Source organism: Candidatus Similichlamydia laticola, from assembly GCF_003339615.1.
GTDB lineage: Bacteria > Chlamydiota > Chlamydiia > Chlamydiales > Parilichlamydiaceae > Similichlamydia > Similichlamydia laticola.
Genome location: NZ_QQBG01000011.1, coordinates 33,086 through 55,921, shown reverse-complemented (window position 1 = coordinate 55,921; position 22,836 = coordinate 33,086). Strand labels below are relative to the sequence as shown.

The window sequence follows — 22,836 nt, the reverse complement described above, 5'->3', positions numbered from 1 at the left end:
TTTTCCAAAGGGCTTCTTTTTTGATCCCAATCACGGATTTAAGGGTGGAAAATTAGCTACTATTAAAAATGATAAATCTATTGAGTTCAGATTTATTCCTGGCAAAGGAAATCATGAACTGATGTCTTTGCCGACACAATATCCTTTTCATAGATCTCTGATGAAAAACTGTGGACCAGGCTTAAGCACGACCTTCTTGCCTTCATACAGAAGTTCTCGTATTTTGCTTGGATCGTTGGCCAAAACATATGCTAGACCTACATCAACAACAGGCTATTTACGTGGCTTGTCTGTTTTTATTCTTGCTTCAGACAGGGAAGAAGTTGTAGCTCTTTTATGTCAAAAAGGAGACTTAGAACTGAAAGGGATAGATCCAATGAACCCATATGCAGGGTGCTTTGACCTAGAAACCCTACTAGGAACAGAGCCAGATGAGACTTCTTCAGAAGAAGAACCATGTACCTCTGCAAAAGCCTTGGAATATGACAAAAAACTTTCCTCACAAGAGGAGAACTTCTTTAGTCTTTATCAGCCTAAAGGGCAAAAAAAAGAGCCACTTACTACTCCAACTACACAAAAAAGTCCTACTCCGTCAAATCCTCAAAGAGAGTCCGAAAGAAGAATGGCAGCCGCTCTGGCTTTAATTGAGTTGTCTAAGTACAATGCGCCGCAAGACGGTTCAATCTAACTAGAAAAACAAGCTTAAAAAAAACTTTTCACTTCTCTATATAAAATCGGCTTCTCCCCAAGACTTTTCATTCTAAGTTACATTTTCTTTTGGGATGACTATCAACACCGTTTCTATTCCTTTCCTTACCCGCACTCTTACTCACAATATTGAGTTAGAGGTAAAGAGTCGTGAAGAATTTGCTAGCATGACATTGCGAGTCTCTTCTACTCTTCAGGAGCTTTGGACAAGGTCAAAAAGTTGTCCCGAAAGAGCTCTCTTTAAGCACAGCAAGGCTATGTCTACCCTCCTTGTCTTTCCTAAAAATATCCGCATTGATCTTTCGACAGGAAAAATGACGAACGGAAGATTAGTCCTTGTTATGGGACATAAAATCCTATCTATCGGGTTTGTCCCCTTTGTTGAGGAGGAAGGAATTGAGTTATTACAAAATAACTTCAGAGTAATCCAGTTCCATCACCATCGATTGGATTCGATCTTACCCATCGAACGAAAGGGAGTATGTGAGATAGGAAAATCCCTCTTTGGTTGCCCGTTCGATGCTGAGATAAAGAGAGAGAGAGGCAAGGCAGTTCTCGTGAATTTGTCTTTACTACTTCTCTTTGATTGTAAATACAGCTCTCTTGCCTTGTTATGCTATCATGGGCCAATTCCACCCGCTTTGGCTGTTCCTACACTTTACATAAAACCGAAGAGCTTACCGATCCAATTGGAAGAGTCATCCCCATTTGTAGAGATCCCTCATCTAAAAGATCGTCAATTAGGAATTATGAAAATTCCTTGTATATCCTATGAAGGGTTTAAACAAAAACTGCACGTGTCCGAAATTTTTAAGGATAGTTTTGTAAAAGGAAAGGGGCATTTACACAGAGCGAATTGCACTTCTTGGGAAGATAATTGTCTTTTCGTTTTCCCTCGTGATTGCTCTGTTAGCTCTCAGGAGCCTTTCAAAGGCGGACAACTGTTTTTTATTCAAGGGCCTCATCAAATAGAAATTGGTTTCATCCCTGAAAGGGGAAAGCAAAAAGCCAATCGTGAAGAAGTTTATTCTTTTCATCGATCCTTTCTCGATAGTGCAAACGTCGTAAATCGGTTTATTCCCATAGATAGATGTTCACGACTTTCTCTAGGGTTATCCACAAAAGTATGTTCTTCTCCAGGGTCAGGGCCTCATCTTTCTGAAGTCTCCCTCTTTTTATTGTCCTCCTCTAAAACAGATTTTTTTGGTCTTTTCTGCAAAGCAGGAGAATATGGTCTAACAAGCATGGATCCATTAAGCCCAGGAGAAGGGTGTTCCACCTCGAATAGGCTCCATGCTTTTCGCGAGACAGAACAAGAAGAGCCTCCTAAGAAAAAAGTTAGGACAGAAGAAGAATCAGCAGGAACTTCTAAAGCAGTAAGAGATGAACCTTGCCCCTTTAGTGCTCAATTCGTATCCATGCGAGATCATAGTTATTGTAGCACACGACATTTAGATACGGTCCAAACAGGAGAGTCTACTCTATTAAGTTGCACTTCAGAGACAGAAGAAGAACGTAGGGCAATTGCGGTAAGAGGCCTTCTTGGGCTAGCCAAGCAGCCTAGCCAGGATCCCTCATCTTAGTTTATGGTCACATAAGTGATCTTAGATAACTAAAAGCTGTCTGGTGCACAAGATAGCTTTTACAAAAGGGAATCTCCTTATTATTTTCAAATGACCATCCCTTCTGTTTCTATCCCATTTTTGACCTATACCCAAACTGGTTTTTGTGATTTTGATGTCATCAATTATGACGAATTTTTCAGTCTCACATCACGCATCTCTTCTACTGCAAAAAGAGCGATATCACGATCAAAAACTTGCCATGAAGGAATCGTCTTTGACAGACAAAAGCAGAATAGAGCAGCTCTACTTGTATTGCCTAAATATGTAAGTTTCGATTCTCTTGATGAAGTAACAAAAATTGGAAAACTAGTCATCGTGATGCACAAATTCTGCTTATATATTGGATTCGTACCTTTTATTGCAGAAGGGTCTAAATTAACTCAGCATCATAGGTTACTAAATCAATTTCACCATTATCAGTTAGATTCATTTGCTTTAGAAGAGATGAGTAGGATAGGAGTGTCGGAAAAAGGCAAATCTCTTTTTCAGTTGCCATTAGATGCAAAGTTGGAATCTGTCTTGGGCAACTCTACCATTAAAAATCTGTCTCTGATGCTGTTGCTAGATCGCAATAGAAGTTCTTTATCCCTGTTATGCTGTAAAGATCCTATTCCACCTATATTGCCCATTCCCATGCTTCGCCTACAAAAGAAAATCCCTTTACCTCTGGTATCGGAACATTTGCTCCAAGTAAAAGTTTCGGGTTTGATCGACCATAACTATGGTGAAATAACAATACCATGCTTATCAATTGAAGATTTCAAAAAAAAAGCAAATGAACACGGTTCATTTAAAGAGAGTTCTGCAAAAGGATATGATCACATGCATAGAGCTAATACTCTATATTGGGAAGATAAACATCTCTTAGTACTACCGCATGAATGTTTTATTGAACCAAAGTATGGCCTTAAAGGGATGAATTTATTCTTAATTAAAGGGGCTCAATTAGAGCTTGGTTTTATTCCTGATACTGTCAAACAGGTAACCGAACGAGAAGAACTTTATTGTTTCCATCGATCATTTCTTGAAGAAATGGGTACTACAAATCGGTTTATTCCTGGAAACAAATACTCTCGACTTGACCTGAGTTCAGTAGCAAAAGTTTGCCTTAGGCAAGATTCGAGCTTTGGCATTTCTGGTATCTCTTTCTTTTTTCTAGCATCTAAACATACGGACTTTGTTGCTCTTCTATGTAGAACTGGTAACTATGAACTAGCAAGTATAAATCCAATGAATCCAACAGAAAATTTGGAGACAGTGCCTTCTCTTTCAAAAGTAGATAATGAACCTACTAGAGCATATATGGAATATGAGAAATATTGTTGCAACCTTTTTCAGGAGCATAATTACTTCCATACTGATACTCCAGAAAAAGATCAAGAAAACCCTGAAATGCCTGTTCAAGATATCACTCTTTCAATGAGAGAAGAAACAAAACAAATCCCAATTTGGATCAGAGCGACTCAAGATCACAATTATTACCATACAGAAAGTGAAACAAGACAAGAAACCAAACCAGATGAAACGGAAGAATTGTTTGACCTATTAGAAACAGAAAGGGAACGTCGGGAAATTGCAGTAAGCGGACTGCTTCTACTTGCTGAACAATCGACTTATCTGCCCCTCTCGCCGTAAGATGGTATGAATAGAGCTATGTTTAGCCAAAAAAACCCACGACTAATCTAAAATGAACAGCAGCTTCGTACTAGAAATCTCTGTACCTGAATGACTCTCTCTTCTGTTTCCATTCCATTTCGGACTCGAACACAAACCGGATGTTTTAACCTAAATGTGATAGAACATGAGGGCTTTCTTAACCTCGTATCACGGACGTCTTCCGCTGCTGAAACAGCCTTAAAAAGGTTAAAGACTTGCCCAAGAAGGATGGTTTTTAATACCTCAAACAAAGAATCTCTATTCGTTTTTCCTAGACCCGTAACCTTTAACCTCCTGCAGGAAACTATAACAAATGGCAGTCTAGTTATTGTTAAACATGCAGAATGTTTATATATCGGATTTTCACCTATTCCTGAGGAGGATACGAAGTTAACCCAACATAACAGATTTCTTAGACACTTTCACCATTATCAATTGGATTCTATTCCTAAAGAACATCTTGAGAGGATGGGAATATCAGAAAAAGGAAAATCTCTTTTACAATTGCCTTTAGATACAAAGCTAGAAACTATATCAGGAAAGGCCACTTTCAAGAAGTTGTATTTGATGTTGCTCTCTGACCATAAAAATAATGCTCTTGCCCTGTTATGTTGCAAAAATCCGATTCCTTCTGCTTTACCTGTTCCTACTCTTTGTCTAAAGGCCCAGAATCTACTTTCTTTTCAAAGTGAATCATTTTCTCATATAAAAGTTCCGTGTCTGACAGATCGCACTTGTAGTGACGTGATAATATCTTGTCTGTCTGCGGAAAAGTTCAAGCAGAAGATGCATGAGTCTATCCCTTTCAAGGAGAGCTTTGTAGAAGGGAAAGGGTATACGCACAGAGTCCAAGCGCTCTATTGGGAAAATAATTCCCTTATAGTTTTACCACGTGGTTGTTCTATTGGCCCACACCACAGTCTTAGTGGAGGACAGCTCTATTTAATTAATGGAAATCAGTTAGAGATTGGATTTATCCCAGATAACATTCAGAAGACGACCGATCGGGATAGATTTGGGGAGTTCCATCGATCGCTCCTTGAAGAAGTAGAGGTCACGAACAAATTCATTCATGGAAATAGATGTTTACGACTCGGGTTAGGCACAGAAGCAAAAGTATGTTCTCAACAAAATTCAAGTCCTTGCATCAACGGTGTCTCTCTTTTTCTCTTGGCATCTAAATATACAGATTTTATAGCTCTTCTTTGTAAGACGGGTGACTATGACTTCATGAGTATAGACCCTATGAATCCAACAGCAGGATTTTTTCCATTGAGTGCAATGGGCCTTACTCCACCAGAGCAGGAGCCTCCTAGGAAAAAACTTCGGAAAGAGGATGAACCAGGAACTTCTTCAACTGAAGCAGTAAAAGTGCAACAGATAGAAGAACAAGCTGGGACCTCTGCACAAGCTTTAGCTGAAGAGAAAAAAAGAAAACAAGACCTATCTGCGTTTACATAAGAAACGAAAATATAAACAGTACTGAGTCTCAATAGGGGAGTTCCTCAATTGAACTGGGTGGCACTACTGATCCTTTTCACCATAAAACAGTGAAACAAGGAGAGTCTTTGCAAAAGGCAACTCTCTTTTATGGCATCTGCAATCATGTTTGAAAAGCAAGATTCGTTTTTTTCAGTAAACAAATAGCCAACCCAGCTACAATGGGGCAAATCAACGCAAACGATCTGTTTGCTTTTACTAGTCAAATTCCAAATGTTCCTCTATCCGGATCTAGCACGTAGAAAGCGTTTGTCTCATATTCAAAATGACACTCAAAACTGTTTCTATTCCCTTTAGTACCTCTAAACAAACTGGCTTTACTGATTTAAAGGTGATAAGTCATAGTGAGTTTGTTAGTATTGCAGAAAGAGTTTCTCTCACTGCAAAAGAAGCCCTTAGTAAAGCAAGACCTTATTTTAGAAGACGAATTCTTAGAGAAAGCGATCATTCCCTTATTGTACTACCAAAGAACGTTACGATTGACCCTTTTACAGGAAAGACAATACATGGACAAATATTCCTTGTAATAGAACATGGCTTTTTAAACATTGGATTTATTCCAATGCCCGAAGAAGGATGCAAACTAGTACAGTATTCCAGATTAAAAGAGCAGTTTTATCATTGTCAGTTAAATTCGATCTCAAAAAGAATCGGAAGAATTGAAACACCAGAGAACAAGAGGTCCTTTTTTGATTTACCTGCCAGCAGCAAACTGGAAGATAGTTTAGGCAAATCGGTCTTAATAGGCATACACATAATGCTTCTTTTTGATGATAAAGAAAGCACTCTTGCTCTACTTTGTTGTAAGTATCTAATACCACCAGTGCTTCCTGTTCCCATTCTCTACCCAAAACTAAGGTGTCAGTTAGTTCAAGAAGAAAGCAGTTCCCCTACACAAGTTGAAATATTTTACTCATTAGACCATCAGTTAGGACATATAAAGATTCCTTGTTTATCTAAGGAAGAATTTGAGCAGTGCATATGTGGTTCTGTCCCTTTTAAAAGGAGTTTTAAAGAAGGTAAGGGTTATTCACATAAGATAAACACTATTCAAATGCAGGACGACTGTCTTTTAGTCTTGCCATATGGTAGCTCCGTTAACTCAAAGCAACAGTTATGTGGAGGAAGACTGTATTTGGTTGGAAGTCACCCTAAACTGGAGTTAGGATTTATCCCAGACGCAACAAGTAAAAAAGTCGATTATAATAGTATTGTTTCTTTTCATCGGTCTTTACTTGATCCGTTAGGAGTTGCACGCAAATTCATTCCTGCAGGTTCTTGCACTAAAATTCTTCTAGGAGAAGAAGCTAAAGTACTCTTTCCTCTCAATGCAAGTCCTTCTGTCATTGGGATATCTCTCTTTTTATTGTCCTCTAGAGGGAAACATTTCCTATCTGTTCTTTTCAAACGGGGAGATTATAAACTAGTAGGTATAAATCCATTCAATCCGAACGAAGGGGTTCTTCCATTAAGCAAGTTGATGACATGCTCAGAAATAGAACAAGAACTTCCTTCTAAACGATCTCGAATAGAAAGCGAGCCCGAAACCTCAAAACAATCACAAGAAATACTCCTAAATCCAAGTTTAGAGAAGCCAGAAACAGGAGAAACTGTTGCAATCAAGCTAGTTGAGCCAGAAAACACCTCAACCTATCCAAACACAGAAGAAGAACGAAGAGCCATCGCGGCAAGTGGTCTTCTTGCTCTTGCCCATATTCAAACTACTTCTGCTCTAAATTATCACTCTGAAACAAAATGAGACTTAGAGCTATCCGAAGATATTTTGTAATCCAGTCATGTCATATACTTGTTATCTGAAAATGATGACATCATTCAAATGACTATTCAAACTGTTTCTATACCTTTTTGCACTCGCACCAAGGTACAATCAGTTCACTTATGTGTAGTAGAACGAGATGCGTTTCTTTCTACCGCATTACAAACCTCTTCCACAGCTCAAACAGCGTTAAATAGGGAAAAAAATTATTCGGAAAGGTCTTTCCTTAGCAAGGAAATCACAGCTTCTCTTCTTGTTTTTCCTAAAGGGATCGGTGTGAATCCGATTGATAAAACAGTAACCAATGGAACACTAAACATCGTCAGACAATCGGACCGATTCTACATCGGCTTTTCTCCTTCCTTGGATAGAAAGACTAAGTTGCAGCAGAACAACCACTTGATCATGCAATTTCATCATCATCAATTAGATTCGATTGCCGACCAACTTGAAAGAAAGGGAGTATATGCAAGGACTTCCCTTTTAGGTCTTGCTTCAGAAGTTGTCTTACAACAAGAACAAGACCGAGCAACTTTTGCAAAGTTACATCTCATGCTTCTTTTCGACTGTAAACGAAACAACCTTGCCCTACTGTGTTCAAAAAAGCCAATCCCATCTATATCACCTATTCCTGTTCTCTATGCTTTGCCGAACTCGCATTTATTTCAAAAAAAAGCACTACAACCACAATTAAAAGTGAAGTATCTGCTCGATCATAAGGTTGGAACATATAACCTTCCCTTTAAGGATAAGTCTTTGGGAATACAATCTGTGATTCATCAAATGAATTTACTTCCCAACACAAATAGCTGCTTGCTTGTTTTGCCCTATGGCTGTTCCATTGGTCCACAACAAGAGTTAAGAGGAGGAGAGCTATTTTTAACTAACGGTATTCCACCAAAACTCTGTTTTTTACCCGAAGAAGGAACAAAAGAGGCTTCCCGCAGAGAGTTTTATTTTTCTTCTTTCCATAGATCCTTTCTGGATGGACTAAAAGTGATGCAACGATTTGCCCCTGTAAATAGACCCTCACAACTTTCTCTGCATATGTCAACCATGTGGACCGAGAAACAAAGCTGGGGGATTGCTGGCGTATCCTTCTTTGTCTTGGCCTCTAGAAAAGCAGATTTCTTAGCCATTTTGTGTCAAAATGGGGAGTACGGACTAGCAAGCACAGATCCATTGCACCCAGAATCAGGAATCTTTCCATTAAGCCCGTTATCAGTTCCAACTCACACTGATGAGAATAATCAGAATGAGTCTAAGCAAGAGCCTCCACCAAAAAGATCTCGAACAAAAGATGACCCATGCACTTCTGCACAAGGAATGGAGGAAAGTTTCCCTTTTTTCCAAAGGCAAGGAACCCCCGAGGTAAGGACAGAAGAAGAACGAAGAGCCTTAGCAGTGGATGGTCTTCTTGCTCTTGCCAAAAGAGCCATATCCGATCCATGAGGGGACACAAAATCACTTTGCAACTTAATACGTAAGAATCTTACCGTTTCTAGAAATTCACCGATCTTTCTAATGATAATTAATACTGTCTCTATCCCTTTTTATACCCGAACAAAAACTGGCTTCACTCATTTAGAAGTAATGAACCGCAATGAATTTCTTAGCCTTACACAACGGGTCTCTTCTAAAGCTGAAAACATTTGGGACAGGTCTCTAGCCTGTCCCAGCAGGCCAATTTTTGGAAAGAAAGATATATCATATCTTATAGTCTTACCTAAACGTATAAGCATAGACTTTGCTAATGGAAGTCTGATAAATGGGAAATTAATTCTTGTCTCAGATTATAATCGCTTATACATTGGGTTTATTCCGTTAACTGAAGAGGGAGCCACATTAGTCCAGTATCAATCAATTATCAAACAGTTTCACCACCATCAATTGGATGCGATCCCTGGAAAAATTGAAAGAAAAGGCGCCTCTGAAAAGGGAAAGTCTCTTTTTGAGCTTCATACAGATATTAAACTGAAAAGAACTCTAAATACACTGGTCTTAAATGACGCATCTTTAATGCTCCTCGTTGACGACAAGAACAATACCCTTGCTTTATTGTGCTGTAGAAGGTCCATTCCCTCTCCATTGCCTGTTCCTGTCCTTTACCTACAACCGAAAAGTCTATTAGAGGGGAGACATAACTTACATCACATAGAAATTCCCTGCTTGCTAGACCGGCAGCTAGGATATATAAAAATCCCTTGCCTCTCAAAAGAAGATTTTGAACAAAAAATGCACCAATCGGCTATTTTTAGGCAGAGTTTTATCGAAGGGAAGGGTTACCGCCATAAAGTAAATCCTATCTTTTGGAAAAAGAACCATCTTCTAGTTTTACCTCACGGTTGCTGTGTTGAATCAAAACAAGTGATCAAGGGAGGTGACTTATTTTTAATTCAAGGTTCTCAATTAGAACTTGGATTCATTCCTATGAAAGGGGACAAAAAAGTAGAGCGCACAAGTCTTTTTTCCTTTCATCGATCTCTGCTTGATGGTGTAAATACTACAAATCAATTTGTCCCTGCAGGTCGTTGCTCACGACTCACTTTAGGCCAAGCCGCTAAGCTATCTCTTACATGCGATTCGAAACCTTGTATCTCCGGGGTCTCTCTCTTCTTACTGGCCTCTAAGGATACAAATTTCATGGCTCTTCTTTGCCAAGACGGAGACTTGGATTTGAAAGGGATAAACCCACTTCATCCACAGGAAGGATTTCTTCCATTGAACAAGTGGATAATTCTTCCGGAGGTAGAACAAGAGGGAGCCCCTCCCAAAAAGAGATCTCGAGAGGAAGACGAACCGGGCACGTCTGCACAAGCAATAAGAGAAAGCTTGCCTTTTTTTATTAGGCCGGATACCTCTGCACTCCCGCAAACAGAAATCATCCAAAGACCAAATCAGCATATAATTATGCAAGATCACACCTACTGCTGTACAAAAGCTCCGGAAGCTCTCCAATCAGGGGAGCAAAGTTACCTCACTTTATCACGCGAAGCAGGAAGATCTCTTGCTACATCAGAAGACGAGAAATTAGAAGAAGAAACCCGAAGAATACTTGCAGCAGGTAGCCTACTTGCTTTAGCCAATCAATCTGCAGGCACATTTTCTCTCAAATCCAGTCAAGATCACCCTTCCTAATATGGAAGGTTAAGCTTTGTTAAGGAAGGAGTTTACTTATATATCGGATTTGTTCCTGACGTTGAAGAAGAGCTCAATTTGATCCAAAGTTGCAAACTAGTAAAAAGTTTCCATCATCATCAGTTTGATTCAATATCAACAGAACTGAAAAGGAATGGGGTATGCGAAAACGGCAAGTCTCTTTTAAACTGCAACCATACGTCAGAGTGGAAGGAGAGTTAGGAAAACAAAGCCTAAAGGGCTTATTCCTGATGCTTCTCCTCAATAATAAATCCAATACTCTCGGTTTATTATGTTCCAGAAAGCCCATTTCATCTACCTTGCCCATGACTATACTTCAAAAACGACAGTTATTGGACCAGGTAACAAACGAAGAAACTTCACAAGTAGAATTTTTTTGCTTAAAAGACAAGAGAATCTTTCGTATAAAAATACCTTCTCTATCTGCAGAAGCCTTCAAAGAAAAGTTACCTCAACCAGCTTTTTTTAGAGGTAGTTTTACTAAAAACTTGGATATCAAGACAGAAGTAAATCTTTTTCCTTGGAAAGATAATGATCTCTTAGTCTTACCACATGGTTGTTCCATTATTCCTCAACAGAAACTTAAAGAGGGAACATTGTATTTAATTAGAGGTCCTCAATTGGAGTTGGCTTTTATTCCTGGAGAGAAAAATTCTATTCTCCTTCGAGAAGATCTCCTCAGCTTTCATCGCACGTTTCTTGATGAGTTAGATGTCACACATCGTTTTATTCCACCGAATAAATGCTCAAAGCTTTCCTTAGGTAAAGAAGCAAAAATATCCAGGACAAAAGACAACTATTTTCGTATTTCTGGAGTATCAATCATTCTTTTAGCCTCTGAAAAGGCAGGCTTTGTTGCCATTCTTTGTAAAAGTGGAGATTACGAACCAGTTAATGTAGAGTCAGTTAACAAACTTCAAGACCTTAGTGCATCAGAGTATAAGCCTATTGAAAAGAGGCTTCGAAAAGAAGAGGAGCCCAACACTTCTGCACAAGCAATGGAAGAAAGCTTGCCTTTCTTGAGGGAAAGGAGAGCAACAGGTGGAACACAACAGCAACTAAGCTGGACCATGATCAAACAAAAGGATGATTACTGTCATGCAATTGCTTTGGAGGCATTAAAAGACAGGAGATCGGTTCCTTTAACTCAGCCCAGTGAGCTAGAACGATTGCTTACCTCATCAGGTGTTGAAAGAGCAGAAGAAGAACGGAGGATATTAGCGGCAAGTGGCCTGCTTGCTCTAGCGAACTAACCTCCAACTCCATATTTTTCTGATTAACAGTGTCCTTTCTAGAGCATGTATAAAAATAGCCATTTGTACTGCTTCTATTTCTTTTATATGTCCAGACCTTCTTGCAGATAAGTTTCTTCACCGTAAAGGCAGCTAGATGATCACCAGAAGAATCTTTCTAACATCGGCTATTTTTGCATGACTGCAAATATAATCTCTGTCCCGTTTTGCACACGTACAAGAACAGGAAATTCTGGGTTAGAGCTACTTTTTTATGAAGATTTTATTCATCTCACCTCTCGTGTTCGTCGAACTGCATCTGGACCTCTCGAGATATCTAAGACCTACTCTGAAAGAAACGCTTTTAGAAAAAAACATACTTGCCTTCTTATTGTTTTACCAACAAACGTTGAAGTCAATCCTGATACAGGACTGATGACGAACGGCCAGTTGAAAATTGTTGTAGGTGAGAACTGCCTATATGTCGGATTCATTCCATTTTTAGAACAGGAAGCCAGAATAGTACAAAACGCCCATAACGTGATGCGATTTTATCATCATAGGCTGGAATCCATTGAAAAAGAGATCGAAAGAACAGGGCCTTCTTCCCAAGAAAAAACCCTTTTAAAGCTACCATCTGAGAATAGACTAAAATGTGACAAAACTCAATTTTTTGTTGAAGGGCTATTTTTCATACTACTCTTTGATTCTAAATACAACACTTACGCCTTACTCTGCTGTAAAGAGCCCATACCTCCAGAAGTGCCTATTCCTATTCTTTGTCCTAAAACAGAAAGTTCACTTCCAAAGCAAAAAGAAGAAAAAGCATCGAAATGGTTGCACATGTCTGGCCTGAAAGGCCTGAAATTTTTTCAGTCCAAATTGCCCATTTTTTCGAAAAGAGATTTTGATGAAAGAAAAAAGCCCAATGGGCTTTTTCTAGAAGAAAAAATAGAAATGGGACGTCATGAAACTTTTATTATCATTTTACCACATGGCTGTTCATTGGGCCTAAATAACGAACTCAAAGGGGGAGAACTATGTTTAATTCAAAGTGATTCTCTTTTGGAAATTGGATTCATTCCCACAAGCAGAAAACCAAAAGTTACCTATAATACACTTTATTTTTTTCAACGAGCACTCCTTGATGGCTTGAGTTCAAGCCAATATGTCGCCTCTGGAGACAATTGTACTAGATTAGTTCTCTCTCCATCAAATGGAGGCAATTGGCACAAGATGTCTTTCTTTTTATTAGTCTCCAAAACAGAGGATTGTATAGCTATACTGTGTCAAAAAGGGCTCTTTGAATTAAAAGGCATCTATCTGACAAAATCAAATTCTGAACCTATACTGTTGGATACGTTAGAAACGGCTCCTCCAAAAGAAAAGTCTCAGACAAAAGAGCCAACCACCTCGTTACAAGCAAGAGTGGAAAATATAATTTATTTAGCTCATGAAAAAAAACAGCTCGAATCATATCAAGAAGTGAAAATGAACCCACGGCAGGGGACACCAGAAAAAGGAACAACTTCTTCACCACACTTCGTTATCCAGAAAGAGTCTTCCCATCTTTTAAGTAAAAAACTGCTTTGTGAATCCCAAGAAGAGAGTTCGCAAAAGGGCACAACAGAGAAGAGGGTGTTGATTTTGCCAATCAGCTGTTTAGAAATAGAGTCTAAGACCGAAAAAGCTCCTTTGAAAAAAAAGACAAAGATAGAAAACACAGTTCACTTAACCCAACAGCAAGAAGAAATACCAAGTCCTTTGCAAAGGCAATTTTCAGGCTGTATCATGACTAAAGCTTCAAGAGAATGGTGCATATCACATGACCATTCATACTTCCAAAACTTCGATCCGAATAGGGAAAAAGACATACTAACAGAGTATAAAAAAGAAACAGCAATAAGTGCAGTAAATTTAGATCATCCTTATTTCCAACGAGAAATTTCTGAAGAAGAACGCCGGCAAGAGATAGCTAAAATCCTCATAGAATTGGCAGAACTGCCAAATAATTTGACAGAATAACCCTAATTATCTTGTCATTTAGAAAAATGACAAATGATACTTTGACTATGACATCCTTTTCGATCAACCTTGAAGCTATTCCAAAGGCTCCAGGTGTTTACCTGATGAAAGGAAACCGCAACCGTACGCTTTACATCGGGAAAGCTATTGATCTTCGAAAAAGAATCTCTCAATATTTCATTCTTGGGCGAGACGATCGCGATATGATTCCTCATCTGCTATCGGAAATCAAAACAATTGATTTTATTGTTGTCTCATCCGAAAAAGAAGCGCTTCTTTTAGAACGACGCTTTATTCAAGAACATCGTCCTAAGTATAACGCCTGCTTAAAGGATGACAGCTCCTTCTACTTTTTCCATTTCGATCCAAAAGAAACTTGGCCTAAGTTACGCCTAGTAAGGTCTAAAAACCAAATAGAAGAGACAGCCCTCATTTGGGGACCCTATTCTGACTCAAGAAGCGCTAGAGAGATTCTCGATCTTTTGCATAGAGTCTTTCCGCTGCGCCGATGCTCCGATCAAGAACTTTCTCAAAGAAAAACCCCTTGTCTCTACTACCAAGTTAAATGTTGTCCTGCTCCATGCATCGGTTCATGCTCGAAAGAGCAATACGCTGTTCATGTTCAAGCTATTATTAACTTTCTAAATGGAAAAATTCAAAATGTGCTGACTTATTTAGAAAAGAAAATGGAACAAGCTGCCAATCAACTTGAATTTGAACATGCTGCATATTTAAGAGACCTACATGAAAAGATTCAAAACTGGAACTCTCCCTCCGATGGGGCTGTAGACTCACCTAGTGAAGAATCAGCTGACCTTTTTGGAATTATTCGACAAGGGACCTGCCTTTTGATCACACGAGCAGAGTACCGAGGAGGTCGATTGATGCACATGGATCATTTCGAACTTAAAAACATTTTAGGCAGTAACGAGGACATTTTACAGACGTGGGTTTTCCAGTACTATATGGATCTTGCCCGGCATTCAATGATCGGGAAAGTTATTCTTTGTCTAGAACAAGGCACTCGACTTGACGCATTGAGAGAGTGCCTCACGGAAAAACTAGGTATGCCCTTTAAGATCTTTCTACCCGAAACAGACCCATTTGTTTCTTGGGCTCGACTTCTTGCGCTTAACTCTTGGTCTAAATTGCAAACTGTTACGGGCTTAGCCCCAACTGTTGACATGGAAGAGATCCAGTCCTTCTTTTCCCTGAATCGCTTACCCAACAAGATAGAGTGCGTTGATCATTCCCATCTTCAAGGACATCACTCTGTTTCCTCTGTAATCGTGTGTGAAGAGGGACACTTTAATAGACAGAAATATAGGAGGTATAGCTGGGGTTGCACTCGAGGTAACGATTTGGACTTGCTAAAGTTGTTGATCCTAAAACGCTACTCTCAGAAAAGAAATTTACCAGATTTGCTTCTCCTCGATGGTGGCAAAACACATTGGCAAACAGCCTACTCTTGTTTAGTAAGTTTGGGATATTCTGATATTCCTCTCTTAGCTCTTAGCAAGGATCAAGGGAAGCATACCAAAGGCTTAGTTCGAGAAAAGATCTGGGGACCTAGTCCAAAAAGGTTTCAGTATTTGGATCCCATGTCTCCAATTACGCTTTTCCTGCAAAAGGTGCGCGACGAAGCACATCATGTCGCTTTATCTTTTCAGAGGAAGCAGAGAGGCAAATATCAAGCACTAAGTGTCCTGGATACGGTTCCAGGAATCGGCCCAAAGCTTAAAACCGCTATTCTTTCTCAATACGATAGCCTAAAGCAGTTCAGTGAAGCCTTAAAACAGGGGACGGAAAGTGTCAAATTACCCTCCGTAACGAGGTCATTCCTACTGGAATACTGCACAGATCGAGAGTTTTACGAAGACGATTGAAAGGATTCTTTATCCTGTTGTAGCATGTCTACTCCTTGTTTCAGGGGATGGTGTGAACGTTTTGGTGGGAATTATGAAGGTTCGAGCTTCCGTTAAGGCAGACTTCTCGAAGGGGGATAAAATTGTGAGGCGAAGAGGTCGGCTCTATGTCGTTAACAAAAAAGATCCGAACCGCAAGCAGAGGCAACGTGGTCCTTCGAGGAGGTCTTCAATAGGATTGAGAAGAGAGCTTGCTAAGAAGAATGAGGAATAAGAAGACATGGCTCGTAAAGCAATGATTGAAAAGCAGAAGCGCCGTGAACGCTGTGTTGCAAAGTACAGAGAAAAGAGAACAGCTTTGCTAAAGACAGTAAAGTCCTTCAAGACGTCTGAGGAAGAGAAGGAGAGGGCTCGAGAAGAGTTGAACAGACTCCCAAGAGATTCTTCTCCTGTTCGTCTGAGAAATCGTTGTAAGCTGACGGGCCGTTCTCGTGGTTTCTTGAGAAGGTTTCAGGTATCTAGAATTTGTCTCAGAGAATTGGCCAGTGGTGGATTTATTCCAGGAATGATCAAAGCAAGCTGGTAGGGGGACAATGTGGTTAAGCGCACGTATCAACCAAGCAAAATTAAGAGACAAAGGACTTTTGGTTTCAGGAAGAGGATGTCCACAAGGGCCGGCCGTCGTATTTTGGCCAGAAGGAGAGCCGCTGGTCGCGTTAGGCTTTCTGCCTAGATGTTCCTGTTCTCCAAATCGATGAGGATCCTGAAAAGGCGGGTTTTTCTCAAGATAGGTCGGTTTGGAAGGAGGTTCCATGGGGAGGCCTTGTGTTTTTCTTTCGTCCCGGGGAGCTGTTTGCGCCTTGGGATCACAGTAAGCAAGAAGTACGGGGATGCCGTAAAAAGGAATCAGTGCAAAAGGCGTATCCGTGAACTGTTTCGGTTGTATCAGCACCGCTTTCCCTCTCCTCTTTCTCTTTCTGTCACTCCAAAAGTGCGACAGAGTCCGCTTACTTACTGCGATCTAGAAAATGATTTTGAACATTTTCTGAGGTTTCTTCTGAACAAATCGAAAGGGAATGGCGCATGTTAGATCCCAAGTTTATTGCGGAAAATATTGCTTTGGTAGAGCAGAACTGTGCTCGCAGGTCTGTACCCTTCGACTCAGAGTTTTTTTTGGGTCTCTATGCTGAACGCAGAGTGAGTCTCCAAGATCTAGAACATGTAAGACAGACCCAAAACGCCTTGGCTAACCAACACAAAGGGAACCTGCCTGAAGAAGCTCTTAAGGAAATGCGACGATTAAAAAAAGAAAAAGAGCGTCTTGAGGCCATTTTTGAAGAGTTAGATACCCAGTTTCGCTCCATTCTTTTGGAAGTGCCTAATCTGTCTCACCCTGACGTACCTCAAGGAGGGGAGGATGATGCGCGTGTGTTGAGAACTTGGGGAGAGCGGTCTACCCTTCCTCAAATGGCCTTGGAGCATTCTGATCTTGTTTCTCGTTTCGACTTGGTTGATTTTGCATCAGCAAGCCGTGTCGTGGGTGCTAAGTTTTGCTTTTTCAAAAATGAAGCTGTCAGAATTAGTTTGGCCTTGATCCAATTTGTCATTGATTTTCTTTTCAAGAAGAACAAATTTTCTCTTTTGGAGACACCAGATCTGGCTCGTGAAGAAATCGTAGAGGGAACTGGTTTCAATCCAAGAGGGGAATCCTCTCAAATTTACAAGATTGCAAATAGTGATCTGTGCTTAATCGGTACTTCTGAAGTCACCGTTGCGGGTTTTTTGAGTGGCTCTGTCCTGAATGCAGAAGATCTTCCGCAAAGGTTTCTCTCCCTATCACACTGTTTTCGGACAGAGGCAGGTTCTTACGGCCGTGTATCAAAGGGGCTATACAGACTCAGACAATTTACAAAGCTAGAGATGTTTGCAGTAACAACTCCCAATGCAAGTGAAGATATGTTGGAAGAGCTTGTTTCTTATCAAGAAGGGATCTTACAAGCATTGGAGTTGCCTTACAGGGTTTGTGACATAGCAGCTGGAGATCTCGGAGCCCCCGCCTACAGGAAGATTGATCTGGAAGCATGGATGCCTTTCCGTGGTGAGAACGGAAGCTACGGAGAAATTTCCAGTGCATCTAATTGCACAGATTTCCAAGCTAGACGATTAAATATCCGAATAAAGGGGTCAAGGGAGTATGCCCACACTTTGAATGGAACGGCATTAGCCGTACCAAGAATTCTTTTGGCCCTATTAGAAAATGGACAGAGAGAAGATGGCTCTGTTCGTCTCCCCGAAGCCCTTGTTCCTTGGCTAGGTTTCTCAGAAATTCGACCTCGCTAGGGTTGCTGTGGTCACTTTTCCTGATTTAAATCCAGAACAGGTGCAAGCTGTCTCCTCTCTCGATCGCAAATTGCTTATCATAGCTGGAGCTGGTTCTGGGAAGACTCGTGTTCTTCTTGCTCGAATCTTACAACTTCTCTCTTCTGGTGTTCCTCCGGAAAAAATTTTGGCTGTTAGCTTTACAAGTAAAGCAGCAGATCAAATGCGTCGTCGCCTGAGTATGATGACAAGTCCCCAGGAGGCGTATCATCTTTCTGTCTCGACCTACCACAGTTATTGCCTTTCTGTCTTAAGACGAGATATTCATCATTTAGGTTATACCCAAGACTTCTCTGTTTCAACGGAATACACTACTTTTCAACTCGTTCAAAGATTAGCTAGGGACTTTGGTCAAGAAGAACAGCTTTCTCAAGAACAATCCTCTTCCCTTGCCTACGAGGTGATTCAAGCTAGGAGTATGGGAAACCTTGATGTGGAAAAATGGGAACTGATAGGCGTTTCTGAAGAAGCTCAAGCTGTTTTTCAAAGGCTTCATCAAGCCATGAGAGTTTACAATATAACAGATTTTGATGGCCTAATTGAGCTCACCCTTCTTCTTTGGAAAAAACATCCCGAATGCTTGAGAAATGAACAAAATCGTTTTGCACATGTCTTAATCGATGAGTTTCAAGATACTAATGTCCTTCAAAATCATCTTGTTCTTTCTCTAGGAAGCGGAGAGACTCATATTTGTATTGTGGGAGACGATGACCAGGCTATTTACGAATGGCGAGGGGCTTCTATAAAAAATATTTTATGTTTTCCAGCCGACCGTGTTATTAAGCTAGAACAAAACTACAGATCCAAAGAACCTATCCTCCTTGCTGCTAATGCCGTAATTGCTTGTAATGAGCAAAGGCATGGTAAAGAGCTTAAATCAATGCAAGGCCCTGGGCAACCTCTAGAAGTCTTTCATGCACCATCCGGAGAAGAAGAAGCCGAGGCTGTTGTGAGGCGCCTTATTGCCATGCGAGAAACATGGAATTTACAGTGGAAGGATTTTGCTATTCTTTTTCGGTCGAATGCATTAGCTAAATCTTTTGAAATTGCCCTATCTCGGGCCGTTTGGGAACCCAACCATCTTGATTTGCATAAAGGGTGCAGAAGAGGTATCCCTTTTCAGGTTTTCGGAGGGGATCAATCATACGAAGCTGTAGAGGAGTACGATCTTTGTGCTTACCTCTCCCTTTTTCTAAATCGTAAAGATCACGGATCCCTTCTGAGAGCCATTAATAAACCTGCTCGTGGCATTTCAGAGCATGTCTTAGATGCAATCACCTCAATACAAAGGAAAGAAGGTCACGATTTATTCGACTTGTTTTGTGAAGGTCATCCTTCTGGCATATGGGAAGGTTTGTCAGAGGAAGAACGCCGAGGTATCGATTGCTTTGTCCGGCTCATTGAAGAAGGTAGTCAGCGTATTTTAAATGAGCCCCTCCATCAGGTCCTGAATTGGCTAGTTGAAAGGACAGACTACATTGGTAAGATCAAAGAGTCGATTAAAAGTGACGCAGCATGTAATAAAAAAGAGGAGATCGTTCGGCACTTTATTCATACTGCGGAACTGTTCAGTCAGAAGTCTGAGGGGCGTTCGCTCCCCAAAACATGTCTAGACTTTATCACAAAGGTCTCCCTAGATGACTCAGGGAAACACCTTACCCGGAACCGGGGTGATGTTGTCACACTTTCCACTTTCCACGCCAGCAAAGGGCTAGAATTTCCAATCTGTTTTCTAGTAGGCCTCGAAGACAAAGTCGTTCCTCACCAACGTGGAGTCAATGAGGGACGTTTAGAGGAAGAAAGACGTCTTTTTTATGTTGCTTTGACACGAGCTATGCGCTACATCTGCCTCAGCATGGCAACAAGCAGAAAAAGAGGCTCCAGTAAAATCACATGCGAACCTTCTCCCTTTCTTTACGAGATTCCTAAAAAACTATTGCGTCCAACCTTTTGGGACGCCCCACTTCGTTATTCAGGCCCCTTGTAACTAAGCGATTGTTACGAATCCTTTAGTAATACTCAACTGACAAGCCAAACGTTCACTGTTAGGGTCTTCTCCAAAAAAGTCCAATTCCTCTTCTGTTGGGGCGTTTAAATTTTCGTGTCCAGACAGGATCTTAACGATACAAGTACCACAACCTCCTGACCGACACCCAAATAAAACTCCGTGCTGCTCACAAACACTTTTTAAACTGGAATGGTCTTCCACTTCGACTTCTATATTAGCTGTTTCAAATCTCACTTTTGCCACAGAAAAAGTCTCCACTTCTTTTATAAATTAGGATAAAGGAAGCTATCTTTTTGTGAAGACATTTCCAATGTTAGAATAGAGGTGCAAAAGTTTTGAACGAGATGGAGACGATCATCCGTTAAAGTTCCGATAACCTGTGTTGGTATTCTTAAAAAATGAAGAACTCTGTTTAAGGCTTCTCGGTCTAAACCAAGACCCAACTCATCTATAAGGATAACAGGAGCAAGATCATGTTCCTGCAAGAGATACCACTGAGCCTCTTTCAACTCAAGAACCGCTGAAAAGCTCTCCCCTCGACTGGAGAAACCACGTAGAGAGCAACCTTGTCTAAGAATTTCTAAATCATCTCGATGAGGACCACAGACAGTACAACGATAACGCCTCTCTTGTTGCTCAGAAGCCAGGAAACTCTTTCTCAAAGCAATCGATCCTTCTTCGTGTAATGAAGAAGAGGAGAGATAGTGCAATTGGATATTACCCTCTTTAAGCTTATGCTGAAGAGAGCGTAGCAACTGCAATCGACTGGATAATAGGTAGCCTCCAGACTGAATACATGTCTCCGTCCAAGGCTCCATGTCAGCAAGTTGGCCACTTTGTAAAACACGGTTCCTACTCAGAAGAGCTCGGTGGTAGCGGGTAAAATGGTGAGCATAAAGCGGATCAAAAAAGATTAGAGTCTCATCAAGAAAAGCACGCCTTAAAGCGGGTGGCCCAGATCCTAACAGCCAATCCTCCGCCATCCAAAACAATACGGGAAGAAGAAGGCGCTTGCCTGTGATATTTTGCTTATTATAGGTTATCTTTCTCTGCTGCGCTGTACCTCCCAATTCGAGAAAATGCTCAAACCCTTCTCGAAAAAAGGACATTTTCAAACAGAATTGCTTGGCTCCTTGCTGAATGAGCTCGGCGTAACGTGCTCTACGAAAACTACGACCAGAACAAAGAAGGCCAATAGCTTCCAAGAGGTTCGTTTTTCCTGCCCCATTCCTGCCTGTACAAACAGTTAAGCCGCGTTCGAAGCAGAAAGAACTATATTTCAGATTTCTCCAATGGACTACTTCGAGTAAGCGAATAAAAAAATCACTGTCTCTGATGGCGCATGGGCATGAAAACGTAGAGGACATGAGAAGAATCCTGAATCACCCCTGGTGTATAAGGATCATTAAGGGAGAACCAAACATGCTCATCATGACAATGTCTGAGAGCATCTAACACGTAGGATGGATTGAAAGAGATTTCAAAAAGAGGGCCCTCATAATGAACAGGCATCGAAATACAGCCTTCACCGATCTCAGCATGAGCTGCAGAAAGGGTCAACTGACCGGACGAAAAGGAAAAACGAACGGCTAAATGCGACTCCGTAACAAAGAGAGAAATCTGTCTAAGAATGGAAATGAATTCCTCTTTTTCTAAAAGGACCTTAATCGTTTCTTGAGTAGGAATCACACTGGCAAAATGAGGGTAATCTCCGCTCAACAGGCGAGAGACAACACGTGCCGAATCTGTTTCCATTGCAATTTTGTCTTGCATCAATTGAATCCGAGTGGGATCGTCGTTGTCCTTTAACAAACGATTCATCTCCTCAACTCCTTTGATGGGCAAAACCCACTTTTTACTCTCCTTTGGAAGAGTTGCATGTGCTGTTTCCATTTTGGCCAAACGTTTTCCGTCCGTTCCTACAACGGTTAAAACCTGATCCTCTATTTGTAAGAGCAATCCTGTGAGGATTGGCCTCGACACATCCCTCGCAACGGCAAAGGATGTTTTGAAGAAAAGCTCTCGGATTAAGCCCTGTGGTAGTTCAAAGCTAATAGCACCTTCGAAAGAGGGCAAGACTGGATATTCTTCCCTTGACATGCCGTGCAACTTAAAATGGGCTCGATCTGTACTAATTTCTGTAATATGGGAATGGCTAGTCGTCAATTCGAGATGAGGTGAAGAGATCTCTCGGATGAGTTGGAAGAATCTTCTGGCAGGGAGAGTTGTTCCTCCTCTCTCTGAAATTTGCGCTGGCAACACCCGACATAAACCAACCGTAAGATCTGTTGCCGTAAGAACGAGTTGATCTTGAGCTTCTAAAAGAAAGTTACTAAGTAGGGGCATCGTAGGTTTAGGCGCGATGACATTTTGGATCGAAGCAATCGCTTTTAGAAGATCTTCTTTAGCAACGATAAATTTCATATACTTTCTCCTGCCCTCAGACTGACCTAACGATTGCGCCGGCATACGACTCTTTGCATAGCACGGTCATCTTCACGCTTGCGGATAGCTTGACGTTTATCTAAATGACTTTTCCCTTTGGCAACAGCAAGCCGAACTTTCGCAAGCCCATTAGATAAATAGATCCCCAAAGGAATAAGTGTCAGTCCTTTTCTTTCACAAGCCAGCTTACACTGACGGATTTCTTTTTTTTTTAGCAGTAGTTTACGGTCTCTTTTTGGAGAATGGTTATGTATATTTCCCATGGCATAAGGAAGGATAGAAGCATGGCATAACCAGACTTCTTCACGGCGAACAACAGCATAGGCGTCTTGTAAATTGCCTCCTCCTTGCCGCAAAGACTTAATTTCAGTTCCGACTAAAACAATTCCAGCATCAAAGGTCTCCTCAATGACGTAATGGAAGAAAGCTTTAGTGTTTTTAACGACCTCTTTCATAA

General features: G+C 40.8%; 19 protein-coding genes and 1 pseudogene. 16 read left to right on the top strand and 4 right to left on the bottom strand.

The annotated features are described in order from the left end of the window. From HAT2_RS03835 to HAT2_RS01500, 16 genes and pseudogenes are all read left to right on the top strand, one after another. Nucleotides 1-688 (top strand): hypothetical protein (locus HAT2_RS03835; protein ID WP_220253868.1); only part of this gene is annotated, 688 nt, incomplete at its 5' end. 94 nt (nucleotides 689-782) lie between these two features. Continuing rightward, complete coding sequence (locus tag HAT2_RS01570; RefSeq protein ID WP_114544284.1) at nucleotides 783-2,291, top strand: hypothetical protein; 1,509 nt, start codon at nucleotides 783-785, stop codon at nucleotides 2,289-2,291. Nucleotides 2,292-2,381: 90 nt separating this feature from the next. After that, nucleotides 2,382-3,968: a hypothetical protein gene (locus HAT2_RS01565; RefSeq protein WP_114544283.1), complete on the top strand. Its 1,587-nt coding sequence runs from the start codon at nucleotides 2,382-2,384 to the stop codon at nucleotides 3,966-3,968. A 90-nt stretch (nucleotides 3,969-4,058) separates the two neighbouring features. Next, the gene (locus HAT2_RS01560) at nucleotides 4,059-5,450 is read left to right on the top strand and encodes a hypothetical protein (protein ID WP_114544282.1); all 1,392 of its coding nucleotides are present in this window, start codon (nucleotides 4,059-4,061) and stop codon (nucleotides 5,448-5,450) included. Between the two features lie 304 nt (nucleotides 5,451-5,754). Then, on the top strand, nucleotides 5,755-7,248 hold the full coding sequence (locus HAT2_RS01555; RefSeq protein WP_114544281.1) for a hypothetical protein: 1,494 nt from the start codon (nucleotides 5,755-5,757) through the stop codon (nucleotides 7,246-7,248). A 48-nt stretch (nucleotides 7,249-7,296) separates the two neighbouring features. Further along, nucleotides 7,297-8,718, top strand: coding sequence for a hypothetical protein (locus tag HAT2_RS01550; RefSeq protein ID WP_114544280.1), 1,422 nt, complete (start codon nucleotides 7,297-7,299; stop codon nucleotides 8,716-8,718). A 72-nt stretch (nucleotides 8,719-8,790) separates the two neighbouring features. Then, complete coding sequence (locus HAT2_RS01545) at nucleotides 8,791-10,404, top strand: hypothetical protein (RefSeq protein ID WP_181860301.1); 1,614 nt, start codon at nucleotides 8,791-8,793, stop codon at nucleotides 10,402-10,404. A 161-nt stretch (nucleotides 10,405-10,565) separates the two neighbouring features. Then, nucleotides 10,566-11,678: a hypothetical protein gene (locus HAT2_RS01540; protein WP_114544278.1), complete on the top strand. Its 1,113-nt coding sequence runs from the start codon at nucleotides 10,566-10,568 to the stop codon at nucleotides 11,676-11,678. Between the two features lie 177 nt (nucleotides 11,679-11,855). Next, nucleotides 11,856-13,682, top strand: coding sequence for a hypothetical protein (locus HAT2_RS01535; RefSeq protein ID WP_114544277.1), 1,827 nt, complete (start codon nucleotides 11,856-11,858; stop codon nucleotides 13,680-13,682). A 26-nt stretch (nucleotides 13,683-13,708) separates the two neighbouring features. Beyond that, complete coding sequence (gene uvrC, locus HAT2_RS01530) at nucleotides 13,709-15,568, top strand: excinuclease ABC subunit UvrC (protein ID WP_114544276.1); 1,860 nt, start codon at nucleotides 13,709-13,711, stop codon at nucleotides 15,566-15,568. Nucleotides 15,569-15,641: 73 nt separating this feature from the next. Then, nucleotides 15,642-15,773, top strand: a pseudogene (rpmJ, locus tag HAT2_RS01525) (50S ribosomal protein L36); the annotation flags it as partial. A gap of 54 nt (nucleotides 15,774-15,827) precedes the next feature. Beyond that, nucleotides 15,828-16,133 carry a 30S ribosomal protein S14 gene (gene rpsN, locus HAT2_RS01520; protein ID WP_114544275.1) on the top strand — a complete coding sequence of 102 codons (306 nt, stop codon included), beginning with the start codon at nucleotides 15,828-15,830 and terminating at the stop codon, nucleotides 16,131-16,133. Nucleotides 16,134-16,142: 9 nt separating this feature from the next. Continuing rightward, nucleotides 16,143-16,280, top strand: a complete 138-nt coding sequence (gene rpmH, locus HAT2_RS01515) for a 50S ribosomal protein L34 (RefSeq protein ID WP_114544274.1) — start codon at nucleotides 16,143-16,145, stop codon at nucleotides 16,278-16,280. Further along, the gene (gene rnpA, locus HAT2_RS01510) at nucleotides 16,281-16,637 is read left to right on the top strand and encodes a ribonuclease P protein component (RefSeq protein WP_114544273.1); all 357 of its coding nucleotides are present in this window, start codon (nucleotides 16,281-16,283) and stop codon (nucleotides 16,635-16,637) included. Further along, on the top strand, nucleotides 16,631-17,887 hold the full coding sequence (serS, locus tag HAT2_RS01505; RefSeq protein WP_114544272.1) for a serine--tRNA ligase: 1,257 nt from the start codon (nucleotides 16,631-16,633) through the stop codon (nucleotides 17,885-17,887). Before rnpA ends, serS begins: the two co-directional genes overlap by 7 nt. 7 nt (nucleotides 17,888-17,894) lie before the next feature. Further along, nucleotides 17,895-19,913, top strand: coding sequence for an ATP-dependent helicase (locus tag HAT2_RS01500; protein WP_114544271.1), 2,019 nt, complete (start codon nucleotides 17,895-17,897; stop codon nucleotides 19,911-19,913). On the opposite strand, the gene HAT2_RS01495 is transcribed toward HAT2_RS01500, so the two are convergent. From HAT2_RS01495 to smpB, 4 genes are read right to left on the bottom strand one after another with little or no spacing between them, the layout of a single operon-like run. Further along, the gene (locus HAT2_RS01495) at nucleotides 19,914-20,177 is read right to left on the bottom strand and encodes a 2Fe-2S iron-sulfur cluster-binding protein (protein WP_114544270.1); all 264 of its coding nucleotides are present in this window, start codon (nucleotides 20,175-20,177) and stop codon (nucleotides 19,914-19,916) included. Nucleotides 20,178-20,197: 20 nt separating this feature from the next. Next, nucleotides 20,198-21,301 (bottom strand): DNA replication/repair protein RecF, encoded by a 1,104-nt coding sequence (gene recF, locus HAT2_RS01490; protein WP_114544269.1) that lies wholly within the window; start codon nucleotides 21,299-21,301, stop codon nucleotides 20,198-20,200. Then, a complete protein-coding gene (gene dnaN / locus HAT2_RS01485) occupies nucleotides 21,258-22,358 on the bottom strand; it encodes a DNA polymerase III subunit beta (protein WP_181860299.1) in 1,101 nt (366 codons plus the stop codon). The genes recF and dnaN overlap by 44 nt, the downstream gene beginning before the upstream one ends. A gap of 26 nt (nucleotides 22,359-22,384) precedes the next feature. Next, a complete protein-coding gene (gene smpB, locus HAT2_RS01480) occupies nucleotides 22,385-22,834 on the bottom strand; it encodes an SsrA-binding protein SmpB (RefSeq protein WP_114544267.1) in 450 nt (149 codons plus the stop codon). Nucleotides 22,835-22,836: the final 2 nt, after the last annotated feature.